The organism is Sorangium sp. So ce1504, assembly GCF_051521635.1.
Classification (GTDB): Bacteria; Myxococcota_A; Polyangia; order Polyangiales; family Polyangiaceae; genus Sorangium; species Sorangium cellulosum_B.
Map to the genome: position 1 here is coordinate 7,224,266 of NZ_CP150365.1, position 18,751 is coordinate 7,243,016.

Here is an 18,751-nt window from a genome sequence, read left to right on the forward strand (position 1 = left end):
CCGGCGAGCGCTCTGTGCTCCGGCCTCCGGCGGGCGGGCGCAGCGTGAAGCGTCCCTTCGGCGCCGCGTCGAGGCCCGTCCTCGCCGCCCCGCGCGGCGCGAGGCGCGCGCCGGAGGTTTGACCACCTCGCTGCGCCGAGCAGGAGAGCCTCTGGCATTGTCTCACATGGGGTGTTGCCCTACAGGGCCCCGCGAGCCATGCATGCCGTGCGGCGCGATCGATGGAGGCACGGGCCCTCGTGCTGCTGAAGCTCGCGCTTGTGGGCGCGTCGGTGCTGCTCTCCTCGCTGGCGGCGCGCCGCTTCGGCCACGCGGTGGGCGGCACGATCGCCGGGCTGCCGATGATCGTGGGACCGATCATGGGCTTCGTGCTCCTGCAGGAGACGCCCGCCCACGCGGGCGCGATCGCGCTCGCGACGCTGGTGTGCCTCCCGGCCACGATCGTTCATGTGCTCACCTTCGCCTGGTGTGCGCGGTGGGGGCGGCGCTGGGGTGTGGCGCTGCTCGCCGCCAACGCGGCCTTCCTGTCGGTGGGGGCGGCGCTGCTCGCGCTGCGGTTGCCCCCGCCGCTGGCGTGCGCCGCGGCGCTTTTGTCGCCTGCCATGGGCGCGCTCGCCTTGCCGCGCCTGCGCGAGCCGCCCGCGGCGGTGACCATTCCGCGCGTAGAGCTCGCCTGCCGGGTGGTCGCGGCGATGGCCATGGCCTGGTGCATCGTGCGCAGCGCTGGCGCCGCGCCGGCGGGCGTGAGCGGCCTGCTGCTCGCGATCCCGATCACCGGCAACGTCCTGCCGTGCTTCACCCTGCCCCGGCACGGCGCGGCCGCCACGGTGGCCCTTCTCGCGGGCTTCGTGCGCGGCCTGCTCGGCTTCGCCTCGTTCTTCGCGGCGCTCTACGTGGGGCTCGCGTGGTTGTCCCCGGCGGCCGCCTATGGACTCGCGTGGCTGTGCGCGCTGCTCGCGGCGCTGGCGCTGCGCAGGGCGAATGCGTCCCCCAGGCCTACGCGCGATTGCACCCCGACGCGCCTGGAACGGCGGAGGACGGCCTCAGCATGGTTATGGCCGACACGACGTTCTTGAGCAGCGGCCTTGTCTCGTGGTCCGCTCAGGACGCCTTCGTCCCCTGCTCTCTTCCAGCAGTCGGCGCAGGGGCCTGCACCGGGATCCGCCTCGGCTGCGTCTCCGGCGTCTTGGGCACGGTGACGGTCAGGCCCCCGTCCTTCAGAGCAGCCGTCGCCCTCTCGGCGTCGACGCCCGCAGGCAAGGTGAAGCTCCGGCTGAAGCTGCCATAGGAGCGCTCGCACGAGAAATACGTCTCCTTCTCCTCGCGTCTCTCCTCCTCGCGCTTCCCGCTCACGGCCAGCCGACAGGTGCTCGTCGAGCACCTCGATGTTGCCGGGATCGACGCGCTCACGGCGGAGGACGGGGAGAGCGCGCTGGCGCTGCTCCGCCGCGAGAGCCCCGATCTCATCCTGCTCGACGTCATGATGCCGAACGTGAACGGCTTCGAGGTCTGTCGCCGGCTGAAGGACAACCCGGCCACCCGGGACATTCCCGTCATCTTCATGACCAGCCTCACGGACACGGCCCACGAGATCATGGGCTTCGAGGTCGGGGGCGTCGATTACGTGACCAAGCCCTTTCAGCATGATGAGCTGCTGACCCGCGTGACGACGCACCTGTCCCTGCCGACAAAGCCGCCCATGTCTATCAGCAGCGCATCGCTCATCTGATGGCCAACGGCGCTCCTGCCGACTGGACCGGTGTCGAGATCGTCACGGGAAAATGAGGCGTCCCGTCCAGCGGACGAGCATGGACTGACGGCAGTTGTAGAGTCATTGCCTCTCATGTAATCTCGCGCCCGGAGCCGAGGCCGCATGGAACAGCACGAGCCCAAATCCAGGGTTCTGGTCGTCGATGACAACGAACAGAACCGCGCTCTGGCCCAGGCCACGCTCGAGGACGATGGCTACGAGGTCGTGCTCGCCGTCACGGGCGAGGAGGGAATCGAGCAATTCCAGCGCCACAAGCCCGATTGCGTGCTCCTCGACGTGCGGATGCCGGGGATGGACGGGTTCGCCGTGTGCGCACGGATCCGCGGCCTGCCCGAGGGCGCGAGCACGCCGATCGTCTTCTTGACGGCGCTCCGCGACGTCGACACGTTCGACAGCGCGCTGCGCGCCGGCGGCGACGACTTCCTGACGAAGCCGATCCGCCCGTCGGAGCTGCTCGTGCGGGTCCAGGCCGCCCTGAGGCTGCGCCGGCTCGGCGCGGAGCTGCGCGAGCACGTCGAGCTCGTCCGGCACCAGCGCGACACGCTGATGCGCCTCCAGCTCCAGAAGGAGCGGCTCATGGCGTTCGTCGTGCACGATCTGAAGAACCCGGTGAGCAGCATGGACCTGCACGCGCAGTTCCTGCTCCGGGACCGAGCGCTCTCGGAGCAGGCGCGCGACTCCGCGCGGCACGTCCGCGACCAGGCGCGGGCCCTGCTGCGGCTCATCTACAACCTGCTCGACATCAGCAAGAGCGAGGAGGGGAGGCTCGCCCCCGAGCGAGCGAGCGTCGATCTCCGCGCGCTCGTCCTCGAGGTGTTCGCCGCGCTCGACCTGCGCGCGAGCTCCCGGTCGCTCTCGCTGCGCGAGGCCGTCGAGGTGCCCACCGTCAGGGCCGACCCGGACCTGCTCCGCCGCACGCTCGAGAACCTCCTCGAGAACGCGATCCTCCACGCCCCGGCCGGGACCGCGGTGACCGTGGGCGCCGCGAAGCGCGGCGCTCACGTGGAGATCTGCGTCGCGGACGCGGGGCCGGGCATCCCCGCCGAGATGCGCGCGCAGGTGTTCGATCGCTTCGTCCAGCTCGGAGGCGACGCTCCGGCCCTCCACCGCGCCGGCCGCGGCCTGGGGCTCGCGTTCTGCAAGATGGCCGTCGAGGCGCACGGCGGCGACATCCGGATCGAGGACAACGCCCCTGGCGCCGTGTTCTGTGTGAGGCTCCCCGATGACACATGAGATCTCCTCCGTCGAACGCCTGTCAGCACCCGAGCAGGCGCCCCATGGGCCTGGCGCTCGCCAGCTCGACGACAGCACGTTCCGCATGCTCATCGACGCGGCGCCCGACGCCATGGTGGTCGTCGACGAGCACGGACGTATCGTGTTCGTCAACGTCCAGACCGAGCGGATGTTCGGTTACACGCGCGGCGGGCTCATCGGGCAGGCGATCGAGATCCTGCTCCCGGAGCGATTCCAGCGGTCTCATGTCGCGAACCGCTCGGCGTTCATCGCCGCGCCCAGGGCGCGCCCCATGGGGTCGGAGCTGGAGCTGTTCGGCCGCCGGAGGGACGGCAGCGAGTTCCCGGTCGAGATCAGCCTCAGCCCGCTGACGACCGAGGGGGGCACGCTCTTCTCGAGCGCCATCCGCGACATCAGCGACCGCAAGCGCCTGGAGGCCGTGGCGCAACGCACGAGCGACCTCCTGCGGAGCGCGGTGGAGAGCTTCCAGGGCGCGTTCGCCGTGTTCGACGCGCAGGACCGGCTCGCGCTCTGCAACAGCGTATACCGGCACTGGCTCGGCGCGCGGGTGAACGGCCCCATGATCGGGCGGAGCTATGACGAGATCGTCGGTGAGGGCCTCGCCGCGGGGCTGTTCGCCCTCGGCGGCGAGCCTCCGGCCGCCTTCCGCGAAAGGATGCTCGCCTACCACGCGGAGCCGGATGGCACGCTGGATCTCTGCACGAGCGACGGGCGCAGCCTGCGCGCGACCGAGCGCCGCACGGCCGAGGGCGGGACGGTATGCACCCTCTGGGACATGACCGGCGACGTGCATCGCGAGGAGGAGCTGCGCAAGGCGCGAGGCATCGCCGAGGCCGCGAGCTCCGCGAAGAGCGAGTTCCTCGCCTCGATGAGCCACGAGCTCCGCACGCCGCTCAACGCGATCCTCGGATTCGCGCAGCTCTTGCACCGCGACAGGAAGACGCCGCTCACCGATCGCCAGAAGGAGCGGATAGAGCACGTCCTCAAGGGCGGCGAGCACCTGCTCAAGCTCATCGACGACATCCTGGATCTCTCGCGCATCGAGGCGGGCCGCGTCACGGTGTCGATCGAGCCGGTGAACGTCCCCGAGGTGCTGGTCGAGGTGAAGGCGACGCTCGACCCGATGGCCCGGCGCGCCGGGATCGAGATCGCGCTCGCGCCCCTCCCCGCGGAGCTCCCGAAGATCACGGCGGATCGCACGCGCTTCGCGCAGATCCTCATGAACTACGGCTCGAACGCGATCAAGTACGGCCGCAGGGGGGGCCGCGCCACGATCGCGGTGTCGATGCCCGAGGACGGGGTCGTGAAGATCTGCGTGATCGACAACGGCATCGGCATCCCCCAGGAGCAGCACGCGAAGATCTTTCAGCCCTTCCAGCGCGCCGGCCAGGAGACGGGGCCGATCGAGGGGACCGGGATCGGCCTCGCCATCACGAAGCGGCTCGCGGAGCTCATGGGCGGCGGCGTCGGCTTCGCCAGCATACCGGGTGAAGGGTCCGAGTTCTGGATCGAGCTCCCGGCGCACCAGGAGCCGCCGGCGGTCGCCGCCCCGGCGCAGCCGGATGCGCGCCTGGAGGCGTCGCCGCTCGCCGGGCCCGGCGGCGTCCGCCATTCGGTCCTGTACGTCGAAGACAACCCGTCGAACATCGCGTTCATGGAGGAGCTCATCTCGGAGTTCGAGCGCGTCCACCTGATCACCGCGCCGAACGCCGAGATCGGCATCGAGCTCGCGCGCTCGCGGCAGCCCGAGGTCGTCATCATGGATATCAACCTCCCCGGGATGAGCGGCTACGAGGCCATGCGCAAGCTCGAGGAGTGGCCGGAGACGCGCGACATCCCCGTGATCGCGCTCAGCGCGGCGGCGATGGCCCGGGATACCCACCGCGCCGAGCAGGCCGGGTTCTATCGGTACCTGACCAAGCCGGTGAGGGTCGACGAGCTGACCACCGTCCTCGAGCAGCTCCTCCTCCGGCCGTAGCGCGCCGAGGCGCGCTCACGCCATGCGCCCGGACGCGCCGCTCTGCGACGAACGCGCGATAGACAGGATCCGCAGCGAAGAGGGCTCCACATGATCGACGACACGGTATTCAAGGGCGGCGTGAACACCGTGCGCCGGCGCGGCGACAGGGTGCACCGGCCCGCGACGTCGGCGGCGCCTGCCGTCCACCGGTTGCTGCGGCACCTCCGGGCGGCGGGCTTCGACGCGGCGCCGGAGCCGCTCGGATACGACGACGAGGGGAACGAGGTGCTGTCGTACCTCGATGGCGACGTGCACAACCCGCTCCCGGCCGAGCTGCGCACTCCCGAGCTCCTGTCGTCCGCCGCTACCCTGCTGCGACGCTTCCACGACGCGAGCGCGACGTTCGTCCCGGGGCCGGACGATCGGTGGCAGCTCCCGCCCCGCTCGCCTGCCGAGGTGATCTGTCACGGCGACCTCGCGCCCTACAACTGTGTCGTCCGCGGCCGCCGGGTCGTCGGCTTCATCGATTTCGATACCGCTCATCCGGGCCCGCGCCTCTGGGACGTGGCGTACGCGGTCTACCGTTTCGCGCCGCTACACGCGCCGAGCAACCCGGACAGCGCCGGCAGCCCCGAGGACCAGGCGCGGCACGCAGCGCAGTTCTGCCGCGCCTATGGCCTCGCGCCAGGGCCCCTGTTGCTCGACACCGTGGCCGACCGGCTCGCGGCGCTGCTCGCGTCCATGCGCGCGCGGGCTGCGGCCGGCGACGTCGCATCCCAGGCGCACATCGCGGCCGGGCACCCTGCGCTGTACGAAGACGACATCCGCAACCTGCGGGCGCAGCGTGATCGGCTGCTGCGGGCGTTCACCCCGTGAGGGGCCGACGCACCCGCCGGCCTTCGAGGGACCCGAGGGAGCCGGGCGCGAAGGCCAGGCCTTTGCGCTGCTTCACGGGCAGCGTATGCTGCCGCCGTCGGCGCCCACCTGGCCGTGGCGGGCTGGGGCGATCGGTCTCCTTCCAAGAGATCAGAAGCCGTCGTCCTCCCAGGCCCGTACTGCATATCGCCAGCGTGTAGGCGCCGGCGCTCTCTCCGCGCCCGCGTCCCCGTCGAGATCCCATCCTCTCGTCCCCTCCCCTGCCACCGGCCATGAGCAAGACGAAGGAGGCGATCCTCAGCGACCGGAACGAGATCTCGGACGCCGTGCGCGACGACGTGAAGGGCACCGCCGCCCGCTACGGCGTGGAGATCGTCCGCGCCGACGTGAAGGACCTCGTCTTCCCCGGCAACCTCCGCGAGATCATGAATCAGGTGCTCGAGACCGAGCGGCGCGCCGAGGCCAAGGTGATCCAGGCGCGCAAGGACGCCGAGGCGCTCCGTATCCAGGGGCTCAAGCCCGAGGGGATGCTCTGCGACGGCGGCGAGCGGAAGTCCTAGCCACCGTCGACCCCCGACGGGCCATCGAGCGACCCGAGAGCGCGGCGGGCCACCGCCCGCACGGCGGCGTCTGGATCGCGCTCGGCGAGCCCCACGAAGCGCTCCTCCGCGCGGAACGCGAGGCCGGCCGCCAGGGATGGTATCTTAACACACGCGGTGGAGCTCACGTTCAGGGCGGTCGCGAGGCCTGCGCATATCGCACCTTCCTCTCCTCGGCGCGTCGATCACACCACGTTGTCATCCAGGCTCAGCCCGCTCGCCGGCGGTCGTTCCGATCTGCGACGAGGCCAATTTCGCTCGACGAGACCGCGCTCGATCGGCGTAGCGTGGCTGTATGACCCAAAGGCGCGATCATGCCCTCTCCTGCACGACGCTCTTGCTCATCGCGTGTGGACTGGCCGGCTGCGGCAAGGCCTCCACGCCGCCCGCGGCCGCCCCCGAGCCGCTCGCACCTCTCACGTTCCGGCGATCGGCGGACGACATCATCCTCGCCGCGAAGCTGCCGCCCGAGACCGCGCCCCGCGCATCGCTCGAGATCCACCGCCTCGACGCGTACGCCGCGTGCAACGCGGCGCAGGTGCGCCTCTCCGCCAGCGTGAGCGCGCGCGCGGACGCGGGGCCGAGCGCGCTCACGCTGTCGAGCCTCGTCATCGGCGGCCTGGGGCTCGCGGGCGGCATCGCCACCACCGCGCTCGCCGCGGGCATCGAGGCCCCGCCGATCCCGGCGGGCACGCCGTCGGTCCCGGACGCGGAGCCGCCGGACGTGGAGGGCAAGACGGGCGTGATCGTCGCGGGCGTCGTCACGGGCGTCGTCGTCGTGGGGGCGGTCGTCGGGACGCTCCTGCTCGTCGGCGGCGACGACGACGACGACGAGGATCGCAAGCACAAGCTCGATCTCGGCGCCGGCGGCGCGGGGGGCCTCCGCGACGCCATCCGCGCCTTCGAGGCCGCGTGCCCGGACGAGCCGCCCGAGGACGCCCTCGCCGCGTGCATCGACAGGGCGCGCGCCCTCCGCAAGACCTGCGCAGCCCGGTGAGGCGGGCTCCGCCGGCGGCTCAGCGCGCGAGCACGTCGAGGAAGCGCTCCTCGTGGAACCCGACCGAGATCCGCGTGTTCGTGCCCTTCATGGCGCGCGCCCCCCATTCGCCCTTCTCGCGGTAGATCTCGACCTCGACGAAGTCGCAGACGCGCTCGTCGAGCGCGCAGGCGGCCGCCACGAGATCGTGCATCGCCTTGCCCACGCCCTTGTCTGCCAGGTACCGATCGAGCGCGTCGATCATCCTCGTCAGGCCGCTCCGCGGCGATCGCCCGGAGACCCGGCGGTTCAGCGCCTCGCGCATGGCCTCGGTATAGACGACCCCGTGACATACGTTCTTCGAGACGAACCTGCGCTCTCCGATCTGCGGTGAGGCGAGCAGCGCGAGCGTCTCCCGGGGCGCGCCGCCGGGGTTATAGCTCGGGCAGGTGAGGCGCCCGCGGAACTTCTCGAGCGGCTCGGCGACCAGGTTGTCGCCCGCGAAGCCGCCTTGCTGGACCCAGCGAGCGAGCCGGAGCCCGGGGACATCCTTGAACGCCTTGCCGATGTTCTTGGGCGCGGCCCCGACGAGCACCGTGGCGTCCGGCTCGCGGAGCAGCTCGGCGAGCAGCGCGGGGCCGCCCGCGACCTCGCCGACCGGGTGCTCCAGGATGCCGGGGCCGTAGCACGCCTGGTGGAAGCCGGAGACCCGCGCCTTCTTGCCCTCGCTCGTCGCCCACCACGCGGGGCCGTGCAGCGCGCCGATCGGGACCTCCGCCCGCCCGCAGCGATCCAGCCCCCAGCGGACCAGCCGGCACTGATCCTCGGAGCCGGGCGTGACGAGCACGCCGCGCAGCTCGACGTCGGGGTGATCGGCGAGCCAGAGCAGCGTCATGAAATCATCCGGGTCCGCGGTCTCCATCTCGAAGATCATGCGCTTCACGCCGCACCTCCATGCCATCGCGCCGCAGAGCAAAATTGAATAGACTCGATCCGAGCGGGCAGCCGGAGAGACGACCGGCCGCCCGCCGGAGCCAGCGCTCGACCCGCGCAGCCGCGCGCGGTCAGGCCGCACGACCCCGAGGAGCGAATGAAACGCATACACCTGTTCGAGATAGAGGATTTCAGCTGGTTTCCCGGGTGGCTACGGGCCTGCATGACACGCCTCATCGTGGTCATGCACAGGGCGCTGGGCACGCGCGAGGCGCTGGTCGAGCTGATCGCCAGAGCATTGAAGGAGTCGAACACATCGAACATCGTCGACCTCTGCTCCGGGAGCGGCGGGCCGATGATCGACGTCGTGCGGACCCTGCGCGAGAAGCCCGGGTTCGAGGGCATCCAACTGACGCTCACGGACCTGTACCCGAGCATGGAAGCGGCGGAGCTCATCAACAACCAGGAAGGGAGCAACGTATCCTACCGGACGAGCCCGGTGGACGCCACGAAGATCGACGGCGAAGTGGCTGGTTCCACGGGTGTCGCGGGTCTCGCGGGTCTCCGGGGTCTCACGGGTCTCCGGGGTCTCAGAACCATGGTCAGCAGCTTTCATCACATGAGGCCGGACGACGCGAGGAAGATACTGGAGTCGGCCCAGAGGAGCAGGCAGCCCATCTGTATATTCGAGATCAGCGACAACAGTCATCCGCTGTTCCTCGGGTGGCTCGCCCTCCCGATCAACTTCGTGATGTGCCTCCTCATCACACCCCTGGCGAGGCCCATGACCCTGCGGCAGCTCGTCTTCACCTATATCGTTCCGATCATCCCGCTGTGCTTCGCATGGGACGGGGCGGTCTCGAACGCGAGGACCTACACGCTCGATGACCTCGATGAGCTGTTGAGCGGGCTCCGGGACGAAGATTACCGATGGGAGAAGGGAGTGCTCGGCGGGAGAGCGAAGAAGCTCTATCTGCTCGGCATTCCTACCCGCGACGCCGGCGCCGGCGCCGGCGGCTGAGCCGCTCCGACGCGGACGAACCGGTACGTACCGGTCGTACAGATCGCCGGAGTTCGCGCGGCGAGCGTCGCCTGAGGCGGTATGTCCCCCTCGTGCGTTCCGACGATTGGAGTAAGGCCATGCCTTCGTGCGCGTCGCGGATTGCACCCTACTATTCGCGTGCGGTCATCGATCTACCTTGTCATGCGCAATCCCGGTATGCCTGTCCGGTTGCGGAGGGGAATACGATGGCTGACGCAAACGGAGCACTGAGCTCGCTGGATGACTTTATTGCACACTCCACGGAGATGCTGTTCGTCGCCGGAGGCGACGGCGCGCTGCTGCGATGGAGCGACGCGCTGGGCCAGACGATCGGGCCCGCGCTCGCGCAAGGAACCCCGTTGACCGATCTCTTCCACCCGGAGGACCGCGGCGCGCTCACCAGAAGGTGGGAGCAAGTGCGCGAGAGCACGGCCCCCATTCACGTCCACGGCCGCGTCATGAGCGCGGAGCGCAGCTACAAACCGCTCGCCTGCGTCGTGCGCGGCGCGCGCTCGGATGGGCTGGTCTACGGCTCGTTCCGTGACGCGCCGGTCGGCGACGGCGCGCTCGACGAGCTGACCGAGCTGAGGGCACGGGACAGGATGCTCCGCGCCTTGATCAACGCTCTTCCGATAGCGATGTGGGCCGTCGATACCGACGGAACGTATCTCTACCATGAAGGCAAGGGGCTGGAGGCCGTCGGCCATCAACCTGGACAGCTCGTCGGCGCGAACATCTTTGACCTCTACGACGACGCCAGGGGCGCCGTCAGGCGCGCGCTGGCCGGCGACCCGGTGCACGGGCTGGCCGAGGCGCACGGCTGTGTATGGGAGAGCTGGATGGTCCCCCTCGCGGAGGAAGAGGGGCACGTCAGCACCGTCGTCGGGTTCTCGCTCGACGTGACGGAGGGGCAGCGCGCGCAGCAGTCCCTCCAGACGAAGCTCGACGTGATCGAGGCGCAGCAGCGGGTCATCCGGGAGCTCGCGGCGCCGATCATCGAGGTATGGGACGGCGTGCTGGCGCTGCCCATGATCGGCGTCGTCGACAGCGCGAGGACGGCCGACGCGATGGAGAGCTTGCTCGAGGCGATCTCGAGCCGCGGCGCGCGCTTCGCGGTCCTGGACCTCACCGGCGTGCAGATGGTGGACACGAAGGTCGCCGATCACCTGATCAAGCTCGTGCGGGCCATCCAGCTGCTCGGCGCCGAGGGGATCATCTGCGGCATCCGCCCGACGGTCGCGCAGACGATGGTGGCGCTGGGGCTCGACCTCAGCGCCATCGTGACCAAGGCCAACCTGCGGGCCGGCCTGATGCACTGCATGCGGCGTTTGACCGCCCGCCCGGCGCCGCCCACCCGCGACGTCGCCTGACACGACAGCGGAGGAGGAGGCACCCGGGAGCAGCACCAGCGCTGGCGCTGCTCCCTGGGCGCCCGAGCTCAGAACAGCTGGACGTCGTCGATCTCGATGCGCAGCGGCTGTCCCACGGGCGTGCGCCAGTTCAGGTTCATGACGCTCCACGGCTCGAACGGCACCAGCGTGCCCCACCCCTGCTGGATCAGATCCCACCAGCGCAGCTCCACGGTGACCCACTCCGGTCCGACCCAGAGGTCGATACCGTGGCTGTCGTAGCAAGCCGAGCAGAGCCCGCCCTCAGGCGTCGTAAGGAGCGTGCCGACGTCGAAGCGAACCTGCGTGCCCTGGCCACGGATGTGGAAGCGGATGCCCTGGAACGGCGACACATCGACGGGCGACATCTCGAAGGACAGCGCCACGCCAGCGCCCGACGCGGTCGGCACCCCCGGGGAGAACGCCGCGAGCGCCGTCGAGCTGAAAGGCCCCGGAGCGGGCAACAGGTCGACCGGCGGGACGGTCCCGTCGTCGTACGTCACCCACGGCCCCGTGAACGGCGGGGCGCTGCCCGCGTACGGCGCGGAGAAGAGGAAATCGCCGTCCTCGAAGTCCTCGATGACGAGGCCCGGCATCGCGCAGACGGGCAACCACCCGCAGTCCGGATCGGAGCAATCCGTGAGACCGTCCGCATCGTCATCGGAGCCGTTGCTGCAGGCCCAATCGGTGTCCTCGCGCCACGGCATGCAGTACGGCTGTGACTGGCAGTCCGCATCGGAGCAATCCACGAGACCGTCCCCGTCGTCGTCGGCGCCGTTGCTGCACGTCCAGTCGGTGTCCTCGCGCACCGGCATGCAGTACGGCATCCACTGGCACTCCGGATCGGCGCAATCCGCGAGGCCGTCCCCGTCGTCATCGACGCCGTTGCTGCACGCCCAATCGGTGTCCTCGCGCCACGGCGAGCAGAACGGATACAACTGGCATTCCGGATCGGCGCAATCCGCGAGGCCGTCCATGTCGTCATCGGCGCCGTTGCTGCAGGCCCAATCGGTGTCCTCTCGCACCGGCGCGCAGAAGGGATACCACTGGCAGTCCGGATCGGAGCAATCCGCGAGGCCGTCCATGTCGTCGTCGTAGCCGTTGCTGCACTCCCAATCGGTGTCCTCGCCGAGCGGCCCGCAGAACGGCTGCGACTGGCAGTCCGGATCGGAGCAATCCGGGCGGCCGTCGCCATCATCATCGTAACCGTTGCTGCACGCCACATCGGTGTCCTCGCGCGGCGGCGTCGTGTCGTCGACCCCGATGACGATGTCGAGCCTCCCGTGCCCGACCGAGATGACGTCGCCATCGGCCCGGAACTGGAACGCCACCGTCGACGTCATACCTTCGCCGATGTAGACCCACGTCGGGTTCGCCGACGTGAGGGACGCCGAGACGGGCTGGTAACCGCCGCCGGTCCACCGCTCGAGGACCCAGCCTGGCTGGAGCGTCACGTTATAACCGCCGACCGGCAGCACCTCCGTGAGCGCCGGCGTGTCGCCACCTCCGTAGATGGTCCGCGCCGTCGGGCCGTAGATATCGAACCACGCTTGGGACAGGCGGTACGTCGCGCCCGAGGAGCTGTTCCCGACGAGGGCCAGGCTGAGCGAGCCGACCTCGGACTCCTGCTCGGCGTCCTCCGGCGCGTCCGCCGTGCAGCCGACCGGGATCGCAGCAATGGCCAGGACCGAACATACGAAGAGTTGTCGCAAGTGTCTCATAATGACTCTCGTATCAGAGCCGGTCGCGCGTGAAAAGCTGGATTCGCGGGGGGCGCCATGACGTCGCGCGTCCGTCGGCCATGCGGTCATTGACCGTCGGTCATTGAGCATCGGCCGTCGGCCGTCGGTCATCGGCCGGCCATTGGCCGGCCATCGGCCGTCGGTCATCGGCCGTCAGTCATCGGCCGTCAGTCGTCGGCCGGCCATGCGCCCATGCGCCGATGCCTTGGTTGCGCCGCCCCGTCCCATCATTCATCGAATCCTCCGGTCCTCCCCTCGCCGCGTTTCATCGCCTCATCGCCCGTCGCCGGCTATCGCCTCCTCTCGCATTCCGTCCGCTCTGTCGGCTCGCGTCGCACGCATCGTCGCCCCGGTCCCGGTCCGCGATCGCGGCGTGACCAGCGCGCCCGCCGCCGGGCGCGCCGGGCGCGCTCCGCTCGGGTCAGATGCTCGGCGCCGGCGCGTCGACGGCCTTCGCGTGCCGCGCTTGCTCCCGGAAGTAGCCCTCCCGCTCCTCGGCGAAGGCGCGCGCCACGCTCGGGCGTCCGTGGAGGCGCGCATGGTACGCGGCGAGCACCGGCCAGGACTTCAGGTCGATCGGCGTGACAACGGACCAGTTGAGCACCGCGAAGAGGTACGCGTCGGCGACCGAGAAGCGATCGAGCAGGAACTCCCGCCCTTCGAGCCGATCGGCCACCCAGCCGAGGCGGTGCGCTGCCCCGGCCAGCGCATGGGCCTTGACCTCGGCCGAGGCCGTCTTGTCCAGGAGCGGCATGTAGACCGCCTTGTGGAGCTCGCTCCCGATGAAGCCGAGCCACTGCTGGAGGCGCGCCCGGCCGAGCGGATCCCGCGGCGCGAGCTCCGCCTTCGGGAACCGATCCGCCACGAGCTGAAGGATCGCCGCGTTCTCGGCGAGGATCTCGCCTCCTTCGATCTCGAGCGCGGGGACGAACCCGAGCGGGTGGATCGCACGGTAGTCGGCGCCCCCCTCGGTCCGCTTCGTTTTGAGATCGACCTCCACATACGAAGCCTCCGCGCCGGCCTCGTAGAAGGCGATGCGCGTGGCGAGAGAACATGCGAGCGGAGCGAAATAGAGCTTCATGAAAACCTCCTGACGGCGCCCAACGTGCGCCTCGCGGGGCTGTGCGTCCAACGCATCGTCGTGATAGGGTCTATGCGTGTCACGCATACCGTCTCCCCCTGCGCCTCCCGCGATCGGACCGCGGCCTCGGCTCGAGATCCGCGATCTGGAGCTCGTCCTCTCGCTGGCGGCCGCCGGGAGCACGGCCGGCGCCGCCTCGGCGATGCACATCACGCAGTCCGCCGTGAGCCGGGCGCTCGCCCAGGCGGAGGACCGCGTCGGCGCGCGCCTCTTCGAGCGCACCGCGCGCGGGGTCGCGCCGACCGCCGCGGGCGAGCGGCTCATCGCGGGGGCCGGGCTCGTCCTCGCGCAGCTCCGGGAGCTCGAGCGAGAGGTCGCGGCGCCGGTCGCCGCGACGACGCGCGTCCGCCTCGTGTGCGAGTGCTACACGGCGTACCGCTGGCTGCCCTCCGCGATGACGAGCCTCCGGCGAAGGCTGCCCCGCCTCGAGATCGTGCTCGCGGTCGAGCACACCCACGATCCGGTCGCCGCGCTCGTCCGGGGGGACATCGACGTCGCGCTGCTCACCACGTCGTCCCTGCCGACCGATCGCGAGGCGGGCTGCGCGCTCGTGGAGCGGCCCCTCTTCTCGGACGAGGTCGTCTTCGTGATCTCGACCTCGCACCCGCTCGCCGGGCGGGCGTCGCTCACGCGAGACCACCTCCGCGAGGGCCCGCTGATCACGCCGAACGCGACGCCGGCCGAGGCGCGCTGGTTCATGAGCGCCGTCTTCGGGCGGCAGCGGCCCAAGATCGAGCTCCTGCGCTTCCCGCTCACGGAGGCCGTGGTCGACGCGGCGCGCGCCGGGATGGGGATCGCGACCCTCTCGGAATGGGTGGCGGAAGCCTATCTCGGCAGCGGCGACCTTCTGGTCAAGCGGCTCTCGTCCGGCCCGCTCCGCCGGCCCTGGCGGATCGCGTTCCGGCGCGCGTCGGCCGACGCCGCGGAGCGGCTGATCGCCGCCCTCGAGAGCTCGGCACCGCGGCTCTACACGCGCGCCGGGTGACCCTCAGTCGAGGCCGGTGGCCTCCGGCGCGCCCAGCATCAGGTTCAGGTTCTGCACCGCCGCGCCGGAGGCGCCTTTGCCGAGGTTGTCGAGGCGCGCCACGACCAGGATCTGGTCCGGCTTGCCGAACACGAACACGTCGAGCCGGTTCGTGTCGTTGCACTCCACCGCGCCGAGGTAGCCGTCCTCCAGCGCGCCCTGGCCGCCGAGCGGCATCACCCGGATGAACGGCTCGCCGGCGTAAAAGGACGTGTAGAGCTCGTGGACCGCGGCGGGCGTCGCCGGCCGGGCCAGGGCGTCCGCGAACAGGGGCACCGAGACGAGCATGCCCTTGTAGAAGTCACCCACGACCGGCTGGAACAGCGGCGCCCTGTCGAGGCCCGCGATGGCGCGCATCTCCGGCAGGTGCTTGTGCTGCAGGGTGAGCCCGTACGGGCGCGGGCCGCGGAGCTGCTCGCGGCGCGCCCCGTCGGCCTGCTCGTAGGCCTGGATCATCTTGCGCCCGCCGCCGCTGTAGCCGGTGAGCGAGTGCGCGATCACGCGGGCGTCCCTGGGCAGGAGCCCCTGGTCGACGAGCGGCACCACGAGCGCGAGGAACCCGGTCGCGTGGCACCCGGGGACGGCGACGCGCCGCGCGCCGCGGACGGCCTCGCGCTGGCCGGGGCGGAGCTCCGGGAAGCCGTACACCCACCCGTCGGCCGTGCGGTGCGCGGTGCTCGGATCGATGACGCGTGTCCTCGGGTTCTCGATCCATCCGATGGATTCGCGGGCGGCGTCGTCGGGCAGGCACGTGATGAGCACATCCGCCTCGTTGATCAGCGCGCGGCGCGCCGCCGGGTCCTTGCGGCGCTCGGGGTCGATCTCGAGCAGCTGGAGGTCGCGGCGGCCCTGCAGCCGCTCGCGGATCTGGAGCCCCGTCGTCCCTTCCTGTCCGTCGATGAACACCCGATGCATGGTGGCCGTTTCCATACGCCGAGCGCGCCCTCGGGACCAGCGCTTCGCGTGAGCTCATCGACGCCTCCTCGACGCCGTCGCACACCCGCCGTCGTCGCACAGCCCGCGAGGGCGCTCCCCCCGCGCCCTGGCGGCGATCGTCTGGATCAGCCCCACCGTCCAGCACATCGGGCACCCGCGCAGCGCCACGAGCGCGACCGGCAGCAGCGCGACCGGCGCCCAGAGGGACACCCGCGCGAGGAACGCCGCGGCCACGAGGGCCCCGAGGCCGATCGCCCCGCGCGCGAGGTGCGCCGCGAGGCTCTTGCTCGCGAACACGCCGCTACCCTCCTTCTCCTCGGCCCTGCCGCGCGCGAGGCGCGGCGGGCGCGCCATCGCGCCGGAGGACCTCTGCCCTCACCAGCTGCCGCGCCCGGTGCAGCCGGCTCTTCATGGCCGCCTCGCCCAGCCCCAGCGTCCGGCACACCTCCTCGCCCGTCAGGCCCTCGACGTCGCGCAGCACGAGCACCTCCCGGTACGGCCGCTCCAGCGCGGCGATCGCCTCGTGCACGGCGCGCACGAGGCGCCAGCGCTCGAGCGCCGCCTGGGGGTCGAGCTCGCCCGCCGGCACCGCGTCGGCGTCGTCCACGCGCTCCCCGAGCCGCAGCCGCTCCCGCGCGAACGGGCGCAGCATGCGCGCGCACGTGTTCCGGACGACCGTCATCAGCCAGGAGAGGACGCCCGGATCCCGCGCCACCTCGGGGCGGCGCGAGAGCTTCGTGAAGGCCTCCTGGACCGCGTCGTCCGCGTCGTAGGCGTCGCGGCACACGCGCAGCCCGAAGCGGTACACGCGGTCGTGGTAGGCGCGGACGAGCAGCTCCAGCGCGCCGTCGTCGCCGCGCGCCGCCGCCGTGAGGACCGGATCGTGGGACATCGCCGCCTCCATCCAGCGCCTCAGCCCGGGGGGCGCGGGCAGGTGGACCTGCCGAGCAGAGCGTACCCGAGGCATGTGCCCGAGAGCGCCGTGAACATCACGTACACGCCCGCCAGACCGAACGCCGAGAGGCGCGCGGCGAGCGGCAGCGGCGCCGCCCAGGCGCAGGTCAACAGGCCGAGCCCGCCGAGAACACGCAACAGCCGATCCTGCGTACCCACATTCCGTTTCATGAGCTCCTCCGTCCTTCACCCGGAGAAGCCCCGGCGCGGGGCGTAGGATTCAGGAAATCGTCACCGGCCCGGGACCGCCTCGCCCGCCGCGCGGCCGGCGACGTCGCCTGGTCCGACGGCGCGGGGCTCGGGGCGAAGGTCCTCCACGGTGCTCGCCCAACTCTGGCCCGCGCTCCCCATCGCGTCGTCCAGCGTGCGCACCACCTCGTGAGCGAGCGCCTCACCGAGCAGCCTGTAGGCCTCGAACTGGGCTTCATCGAAGAACTGATCCGCGGTCGTCTGGTGCGGAAACTCGGGGTGAGACTCCGCATAACGCTGGACGTCGAGCGGCAGTCCGGGCAAGAGGCCGGCCTTGACGTAGACCACCGTGACCTCCCTGGTCGCCTCGGTCTTCGCGCCCGGATCCGGCTTGAACTTCCCCACCAGGATCGGCGTGCTCGGGGTGCGTTGCTCCCAGGTATGCACGGCGGATCTGGTTGGCCCAGAACCTGTTGATACCCGCGTAGTTCCTCGACGTCAGGAAGCTGAGCCCGATGAACACCAGGCAGAGCGTCGCCCCGAACGTCAGCTCGACGACCTTCATCGGGTCCCGCTGGACAGGCACGTGGACGAGCCCATCGATCGACCGAGCGAGCTCGATCGGCGCAAAGATCAGCCACTGAAGCATGCTCGCCCATGTCGACGTGACGCCCTTCACGACATCGTAGAGATCCGTGAACCTGAGCGCGAACACCTGTCCGCTGATGGCGACCCCGATGACCGCGAGGAGCTGCTCGCGCTTCAGGCGACTCAGCAGGACAGCCAGCGCGACGGCCAGAGCAGCGCACAGCACGAGGAGGGTGAGCAGGGGATCGGCCCGCAGCGCGAGCAGGGAGCCCCACGTGAGCACCACGAGCAGCGCCGCTCGAGCGGCGAGCCAGGTCCCCGCCTCGTGGACGGACGGCCACGAGAAGAGGATCCCGAGGTACATGACGAGCAGGGCGGCGAGAAGGACACCCCCCATCAACGCCAGGACGAACACGAGGAGGTCGAGCACGGGGAGATGTCTGGCGATCGCGTCAGGCAACGTGCCTGACTCCACAGAGGCCGTGGTGAAGAAGAGAGATCGCGCTCCGTCGACGTGGCAGACGACCGCGGTCACGCCGTGCTCGACCACGCGCGCGAGGAACGCCTTCGGCGACCTCGCGCTCGAGTGGTGGAGGAACACGATCGCCGCGAACCCGGCGGTCAGGAGCGACAGCGCGTTGGCGATCGCGCCGACGAAGATCATGAGGAGGGGCTGGAGCGTGTTGGCGGTGAGGCCGATTCCTCCGGGAATGAGGTAGTCGCCTCGCAGGCGGATCCTGTCGAGGAGGCGGTTCCATGAGGCGGCCTCCAGCGGGTCGAAGCGGCGCTCACGGTCCGCGTCCCCCTCCGGGTGAGGGCCGGAGGTCCGAGCCGTGAGCGCGCCCCCCGCCCAGCCGCCGCCGGACACGGAGCTCATGTAATCGACGTATTTGAGGATCACCTCACCGCTCTTCGTCGGGACCGTGGCGAGCCCTTTCAGGAAGCCGAGGCAGATGGTCGCCGAGCGGATGCCTCCGCCGGAGAGCGATAACCCGATGAGGTGCGCGCCGCGCGGATCGCCGTCGCCCGCGGCCTCGTGCTTCAGGTTCGCCGCGCGGCGCCGCGCCTGGATCCACTCGGCCTCGAGCGCGCGAAGCCGACCGATGTCGGGGTACACGGCCTCGTCCCTCGAAGGCCTCTCGGCGGACTCCCACGACTGCAGGATCGTCAGCAGCGTGCCGAGGATCAGCATCAGGAAGACGATGAACGAGCAACCCGCCTTGTACAGCAGGTCGGGGTGCTCGTTCGGTCGGGACATCGTTCCCCGCACGGGTTCCAGGCGCCGCACGCCTGCCGTGGCGCCGCGGATTCCGCGGCGCTGGCGGCAGGCGTCTCGCGCGACCTCAGAGAGCGGACGACGTATCGTACGGAAAATCGG

Annotated in this window: 21 protein-coding genes; 10 read left to right on the plus strand and 11 right to left on the minus strand. The window is 70.7% G+C overall.

Features of this window, described 5'->3' with window-relative positions:
* Window positions 1-221 precede the first annotated feature (221 nt).
* Entirely contained in the window at window positions 222-1,076 is an 855-nt protein-coding gene (locus WMF39_RS27090; RefSeq protein ID WP_437739376.1) for a hypothetical protein, read from the plus strand.
* A gap of 25 nt (window positions 1,077-1,101) precedes the next feature.
* Here the strand turns inward: WMF39_RS27090 and WMF39_RS27095 are convergent, their stop codons facing one another.
* Window positions 1,102-1,353 carry an Hsp20/alpha crystallin family protein gene (locus WMF39_RS27095; RefSeq protein ID WP_437739377.1) on the minus strand — a complete coding sequence of 84 codons (252 nt, stop codon included), beginning with the start codon at window positions 1,351-1,353 and terminating at the stop codon, window positions 1,102-1,104.
* A 13-nt stretch (window positions 1,354-1,366) separates the two neighbouring features.
* On the opposite strand from WMF39_RS27095, the gene WMF39_RS27100 reads away from it, so the two are divergent.
* The 5 genes from WMF39_RS27100 (at window position 1,367) to WMF39_RS27120 (ending at window position 6,421) form a co-directional block, all read left to right on the plus strand.
* On the plus strand, window positions 1,367-1,729 hold the full coding sequence (locus WMF39_RS27100; protein ID WP_437739378.1) for a response regulator: 363 nt from the start codon (window positions 1,367-1,369) through the stop codon (window positions 1,727-1,729).
* 144 nt (window positions 1,730-1,873) lie between these two features.
* Window positions 1,874-3,004 (plus strand): hybrid sensor histidine kinase/response regulator, encoded by a 1,131-nt coding sequence (locus WMF39_RS27105; RefSeq protein WP_437739379.1) that lies wholly within the window; start codon window positions 1,874-1,876, stop codon window positions 3,002-3,004.
* Window positions 2,994-5,003, plus strand: a complete 2,010-nt coding sequence (locus WMF39_RS27110; RefSeq protein WP_437739380.1) for a PAS domain-containing hybrid sensor histidine kinase/response regulator — start codon at window positions 2,994-2,996, stop codon at window positions 5,001-5,003. The genes WMF39_RS27105 and WMF39_RS27110 overlap by 11 nt, the downstream gene beginning before the upstream one ends.
* Window positions 5,004-5,093: 90 nt before the next feature.
* On the plus strand, window positions 5,094-5,861 hold the full coding sequence (locus tag WMF39_RS27115) for a phosphotransferase (RefSeq protein ID WP_437739381.1): 768 nt from the start codon (window positions 5,094-5,096) through the stop codon (window positions 5,859-5,861).
* A gap of 272 nt (window positions 5,862-6,133) precedes the next feature.
* On the plus strand, window positions 6,134-6,421 hold the full coding sequence (locus WMF39_RS27120; RefSeq protein WP_437739382.1) for an SPFH domain-containing protein: 288 nt from the start codon (window positions 6,134-6,136) through the stop codon (window positions 6,419-6,421).
* Here the strand turns inward: WMF39_RS27120 and WMF39_RS27125 are convergent.
* A complete protein-coding gene (locus WMF39_RS27125; protein WP_437739383.1) occupies window positions 6,418-6,588 on the minus strand; it encodes a hypothetical protein in 171 nt (56 codons plus the stop codon). The two genes, WMF39_RS27120 and WMF39_RS27125, sit on opposite strands and share 4 nt — an antisense overlap.
* Window positions 6,589-6,755: 167 nt before the next feature.
* Here WMF39_RS27125 and WMF39_RS27130 point away from each other — a divergent pair, with 167 nt between their 5' ends.
* On the plus strand, window positions 6,756-7,457 hold the full coding sequence (locus WMF39_RS27130) for a transcriptional regulator (protein WP_437739384.1): 702 nt from the start codon (window positions 6,756-6,758) through the stop codon (window positions 7,455-7,457).
* A gap of 19 nt (window positions 7,458-7,476) precedes the next feature.
* On the opposite strand, the gene WMF39_RS27135 is transcribed toward WMF39_RS27130, so the two are convergent.
* Window positions 7,477-8,379 carry a nucleoside hydrolase gene (locus WMF39_RS27135; RefSeq protein ID WP_437739385.1) on the minus strand — a complete coding sequence of 301 codons (903 nt, stop codon included), beginning with the start codon at window positions 8,377-8,379 and terminating at the stop codon, window positions 7,477-7,479.
* A gap of 147 nt (window positions 8,380-8,526) precedes the next feature.
* On the opposite strand from WMF39_RS27135, the gene WMF39_RS27140 reads away from it, so the two are divergent.
* The gene (locus tag WMF39_RS27140) at window positions 8,527-9,390 is read left to right on the plus strand and encodes a hypothetical protein (protein WP_437739386.1); all 864 of its coding nucleotides are present in this window, start codon (window positions 8,527-8,529) and stop codon (window positions 9,388-9,390) included.
* Between the two features lie 227 nt (window positions 9,391-9,617).
* On the plus strand, window positions 9,618-10,781 hold the full coding sequence (locus WMF39_RS27145) for a PAS domain-containing protein (protein WP_437739387.1): 1,164 nt from the start codon (window positions 9,618-9,620) through the stop codon (window positions 10,779-10,781).
* 68 nt (window positions 10,782-10,849) lie between these two features.
* Here WMF39_RS27145 and WMF39_RS27150 read toward each other — a convergent pair whose 3' ends face one another.
* Window positions 10,850-12,520, minus strand: coding sequence for a hypothetical protein (locus WMF39_RS27150; RefSeq protein WP_437739388.1), 1,671 nt, complete (start codon window positions 12,518-12,520; stop codon window positions 10,850-10,852).
* A 442-nt stretch (window positions 12,521-12,962) separates the two neighbouring features.
* The gene (locus tag WMF39_RS27155; protein WP_437739389.1) at window positions 12,963-13,622 is read right to left on the minus strand and encodes a glutathione binding-like protein; all 660 of its coding nucleotides are present in this window, start codon (window positions 13,620-13,622) and stop codon (window positions 12,963-12,965) included.
* 76 nt (window positions 13,623-13,698) lie between these two features.
* Here WMF39_RS27155 and WMF39_RS27160 point away from each other — a divergent pair, with 76 nt between their 5' ends.
* On the plus strand, window positions 13,699-14,667 hold the full coding sequence (locus WMF39_RS27160) for a LysR family transcriptional regulator (protein WP_437739390.1): 969 nt from the start codon (window positions 13,699-13,701) through the stop codon (window positions 14,665-14,667).
* A gap of 3 nt (window positions 14,668-14,670) precedes the next feature.
* On the opposite strand, the gene argC is transcribed toward WMF39_RS27160, so the two are convergent.
* From argC to WMF39_RS27190, 6 genes are read right to left on the minus strand one after another with little or no spacing between them, the layout of a single operon-like run.
* Window positions 14,671-15,621 (minus strand): N-acetyl-gamma-glutamyl-phosphate reductase, encoded by a 951-nt coding sequence (gene argC, locus WMF39_RS27165; protein WP_437739391.1) that lies wholly within the window; start codon window positions 15,619-15,621, stop codon window positions 14,671-14,673.
* 54 nt (window positions 15,622-15,675) lie between these two features.
* Entirely contained in the window at window positions 15,676-15,939 is a 264-nt protein-coding gene (locus tag WMF39_RS27170) for a hypothetical protein (RefSeq protein ID WP_437739392.1), read from the minus strand.
* Between the two features lie 4 nt (window positions 15,940-15,943).
* Entirely contained in the window at window positions 15,944-16,534 is a 591-nt protein-coding gene (locus tag WMF39_RS27175) for an RNA polymerase sigma factor (protein WP_437739393.1), read from the minus strand.
* A 20-nt stretch (window positions 16,535-16,554) separates the two neighbouring features.
* The gene (locus tag WMF39_RS27180; RefSeq protein WP_437739394.1) at window positions 16,555-16,767 is read right to left on the minus strand and encodes a YgaP-like transmembrane domain; all 213 of its coding nucleotides are present in this window, start codon (window positions 16,765-16,767) and stop codon (window positions 16,555-16,557) included.
* Window positions 16,768-16,827: 60 nt separating this feature from the next.
* Window positions 16,828-17,133 (minus strand): hypothetical protein, encoded by a 306-nt coding sequence (locus WMF39_RS27185; protein ID WP_437739395.1) that lies wholly within the window; start codon window positions 17,131-17,133, stop codon window positions 16,828-16,830.
* Window positions 17,021-18,631 carry a hypothetical protein gene (locus WMF39_RS27190; RefSeq protein WP_437739396.1) on the minus strand — a complete coding sequence of 537 codons (1,611 nt, stop codon included), beginning with the start codon at window positions 18,629-18,631 and terminating at the stop codon, window positions 17,021-17,023. The genes WMF39_RS27185 and WMF39_RS27190 overlap by 113 nt, the downstream gene beginning before the upstream one ends.
* Window positions 18,632-18,751: the final 120 nt, after the last annotated feature.

What these genes read in the sequence shown, in the direction of transcription:
- WMF39_RS27105 (WP_437739379.1), top strand. Translation starts at nt 1,874, where the DNA reads ATGGAACAGCACGAGCCCAAATCCAGGGTTCTGGTCGTCGATGACAAC.
- WMF39_RS27130 (WP_437739384.1), top strand. Translation starts at nt 6,756, where the DNA reads ATGACCCAAAGGCGCGATCATGCCCTCTCCTGCACGACGCTCTTGCTC.
- WMF39_RS27140 (WP_437739386.1), top strand. Translation starts at nt 8,527, where the DNA reads ATGAAACGCATACACCTGTTCGAGATAGAGGATTTCAGCTGGTTTCCC.
- WMF39_RS27145 (WP_437739387.1), top strand. Translation starts at nt 9,618, where the DNA reads ATGGCTGACGCAAACGGAGCACTGAGCTCGCTGGATGACTTTATTGCA.
- WMF39_RS27180 (WP_437739394.1), bottom strand. Translation starts at nt 16,767, where the DNA reads ATGAAACGGAATGTGGGTACGCAGGATCGGCTGTTGCGTGTTCTCGGC.
- argC (WP_437739391.1), bottom strand. Translation starts at nt 15,621, where the DNA reads ATGCATCGGGTGTTCATCGACGGACAGGAAGGGACGACGGGGCTCCAG.
- WMF39_RS27120 (WP_437739382.1), top strand. Translation starts at nt 6,134, where the DNA reads ATGAGCAAGACGAAGGAGGCGATCCTCAGCGACCGGAACGAGATCTCG.
- WMF39_RS27190 (WP_437739396.1), bottom strand. Translation starts at nt 18,631, where the DNA reads ATGTCCCGACCGAACGAGCACCCCGACCTGCTGTACAAGGCGGGTTGC.
- WMF39_RS27155 (WP_437739389.1), bottom strand. Translation starts at nt 13,622, where the DNA reads ATGAAGCTCTATTTCGCTCCGCTCGCATGTTCTCTCGCCACGCGCATC.
- WMF39_RS27150 (WP_437739388.1), bottom strand. Translation starts at nt 12,520, where the DNA reads ATGAGACACTTGCGACAACTCTTCGTATGTTCGGTCCTGGCCATTGCT.
- WMF39_RS27115 (WP_437739381.1), top strand. Translation starts at nt 5,094, where the DNA reads ATGATCGACGACACGGTATTCAAGGGCGGCGTGAACACCGTGCGCCGG.
- WMF39_RS27110 (WP_437739380.1), top strand. Translation starts at nt 2,994, where the DNA reads ATGACACATGAGATCTCCTCCGTCGAACGCCTGTCAGCACCCGAGCAG.
- WMF39_RS27090 (WP_437739376.1), top strand. Translation starts at nt 222, where the DNA reads ATGGAGGCACGGGCCCTCGTGCTGCTGAAGCTCGCGCTTGTGGGCGCG.
- WMF39_RS27175 (WP_437739393.1), bottom strand. Translation starts at nt 16,534, where the DNA reads ATGTCCCACGATCCGGTCCTCACGGCGGCGGCGCGCGGCGACGACGGC.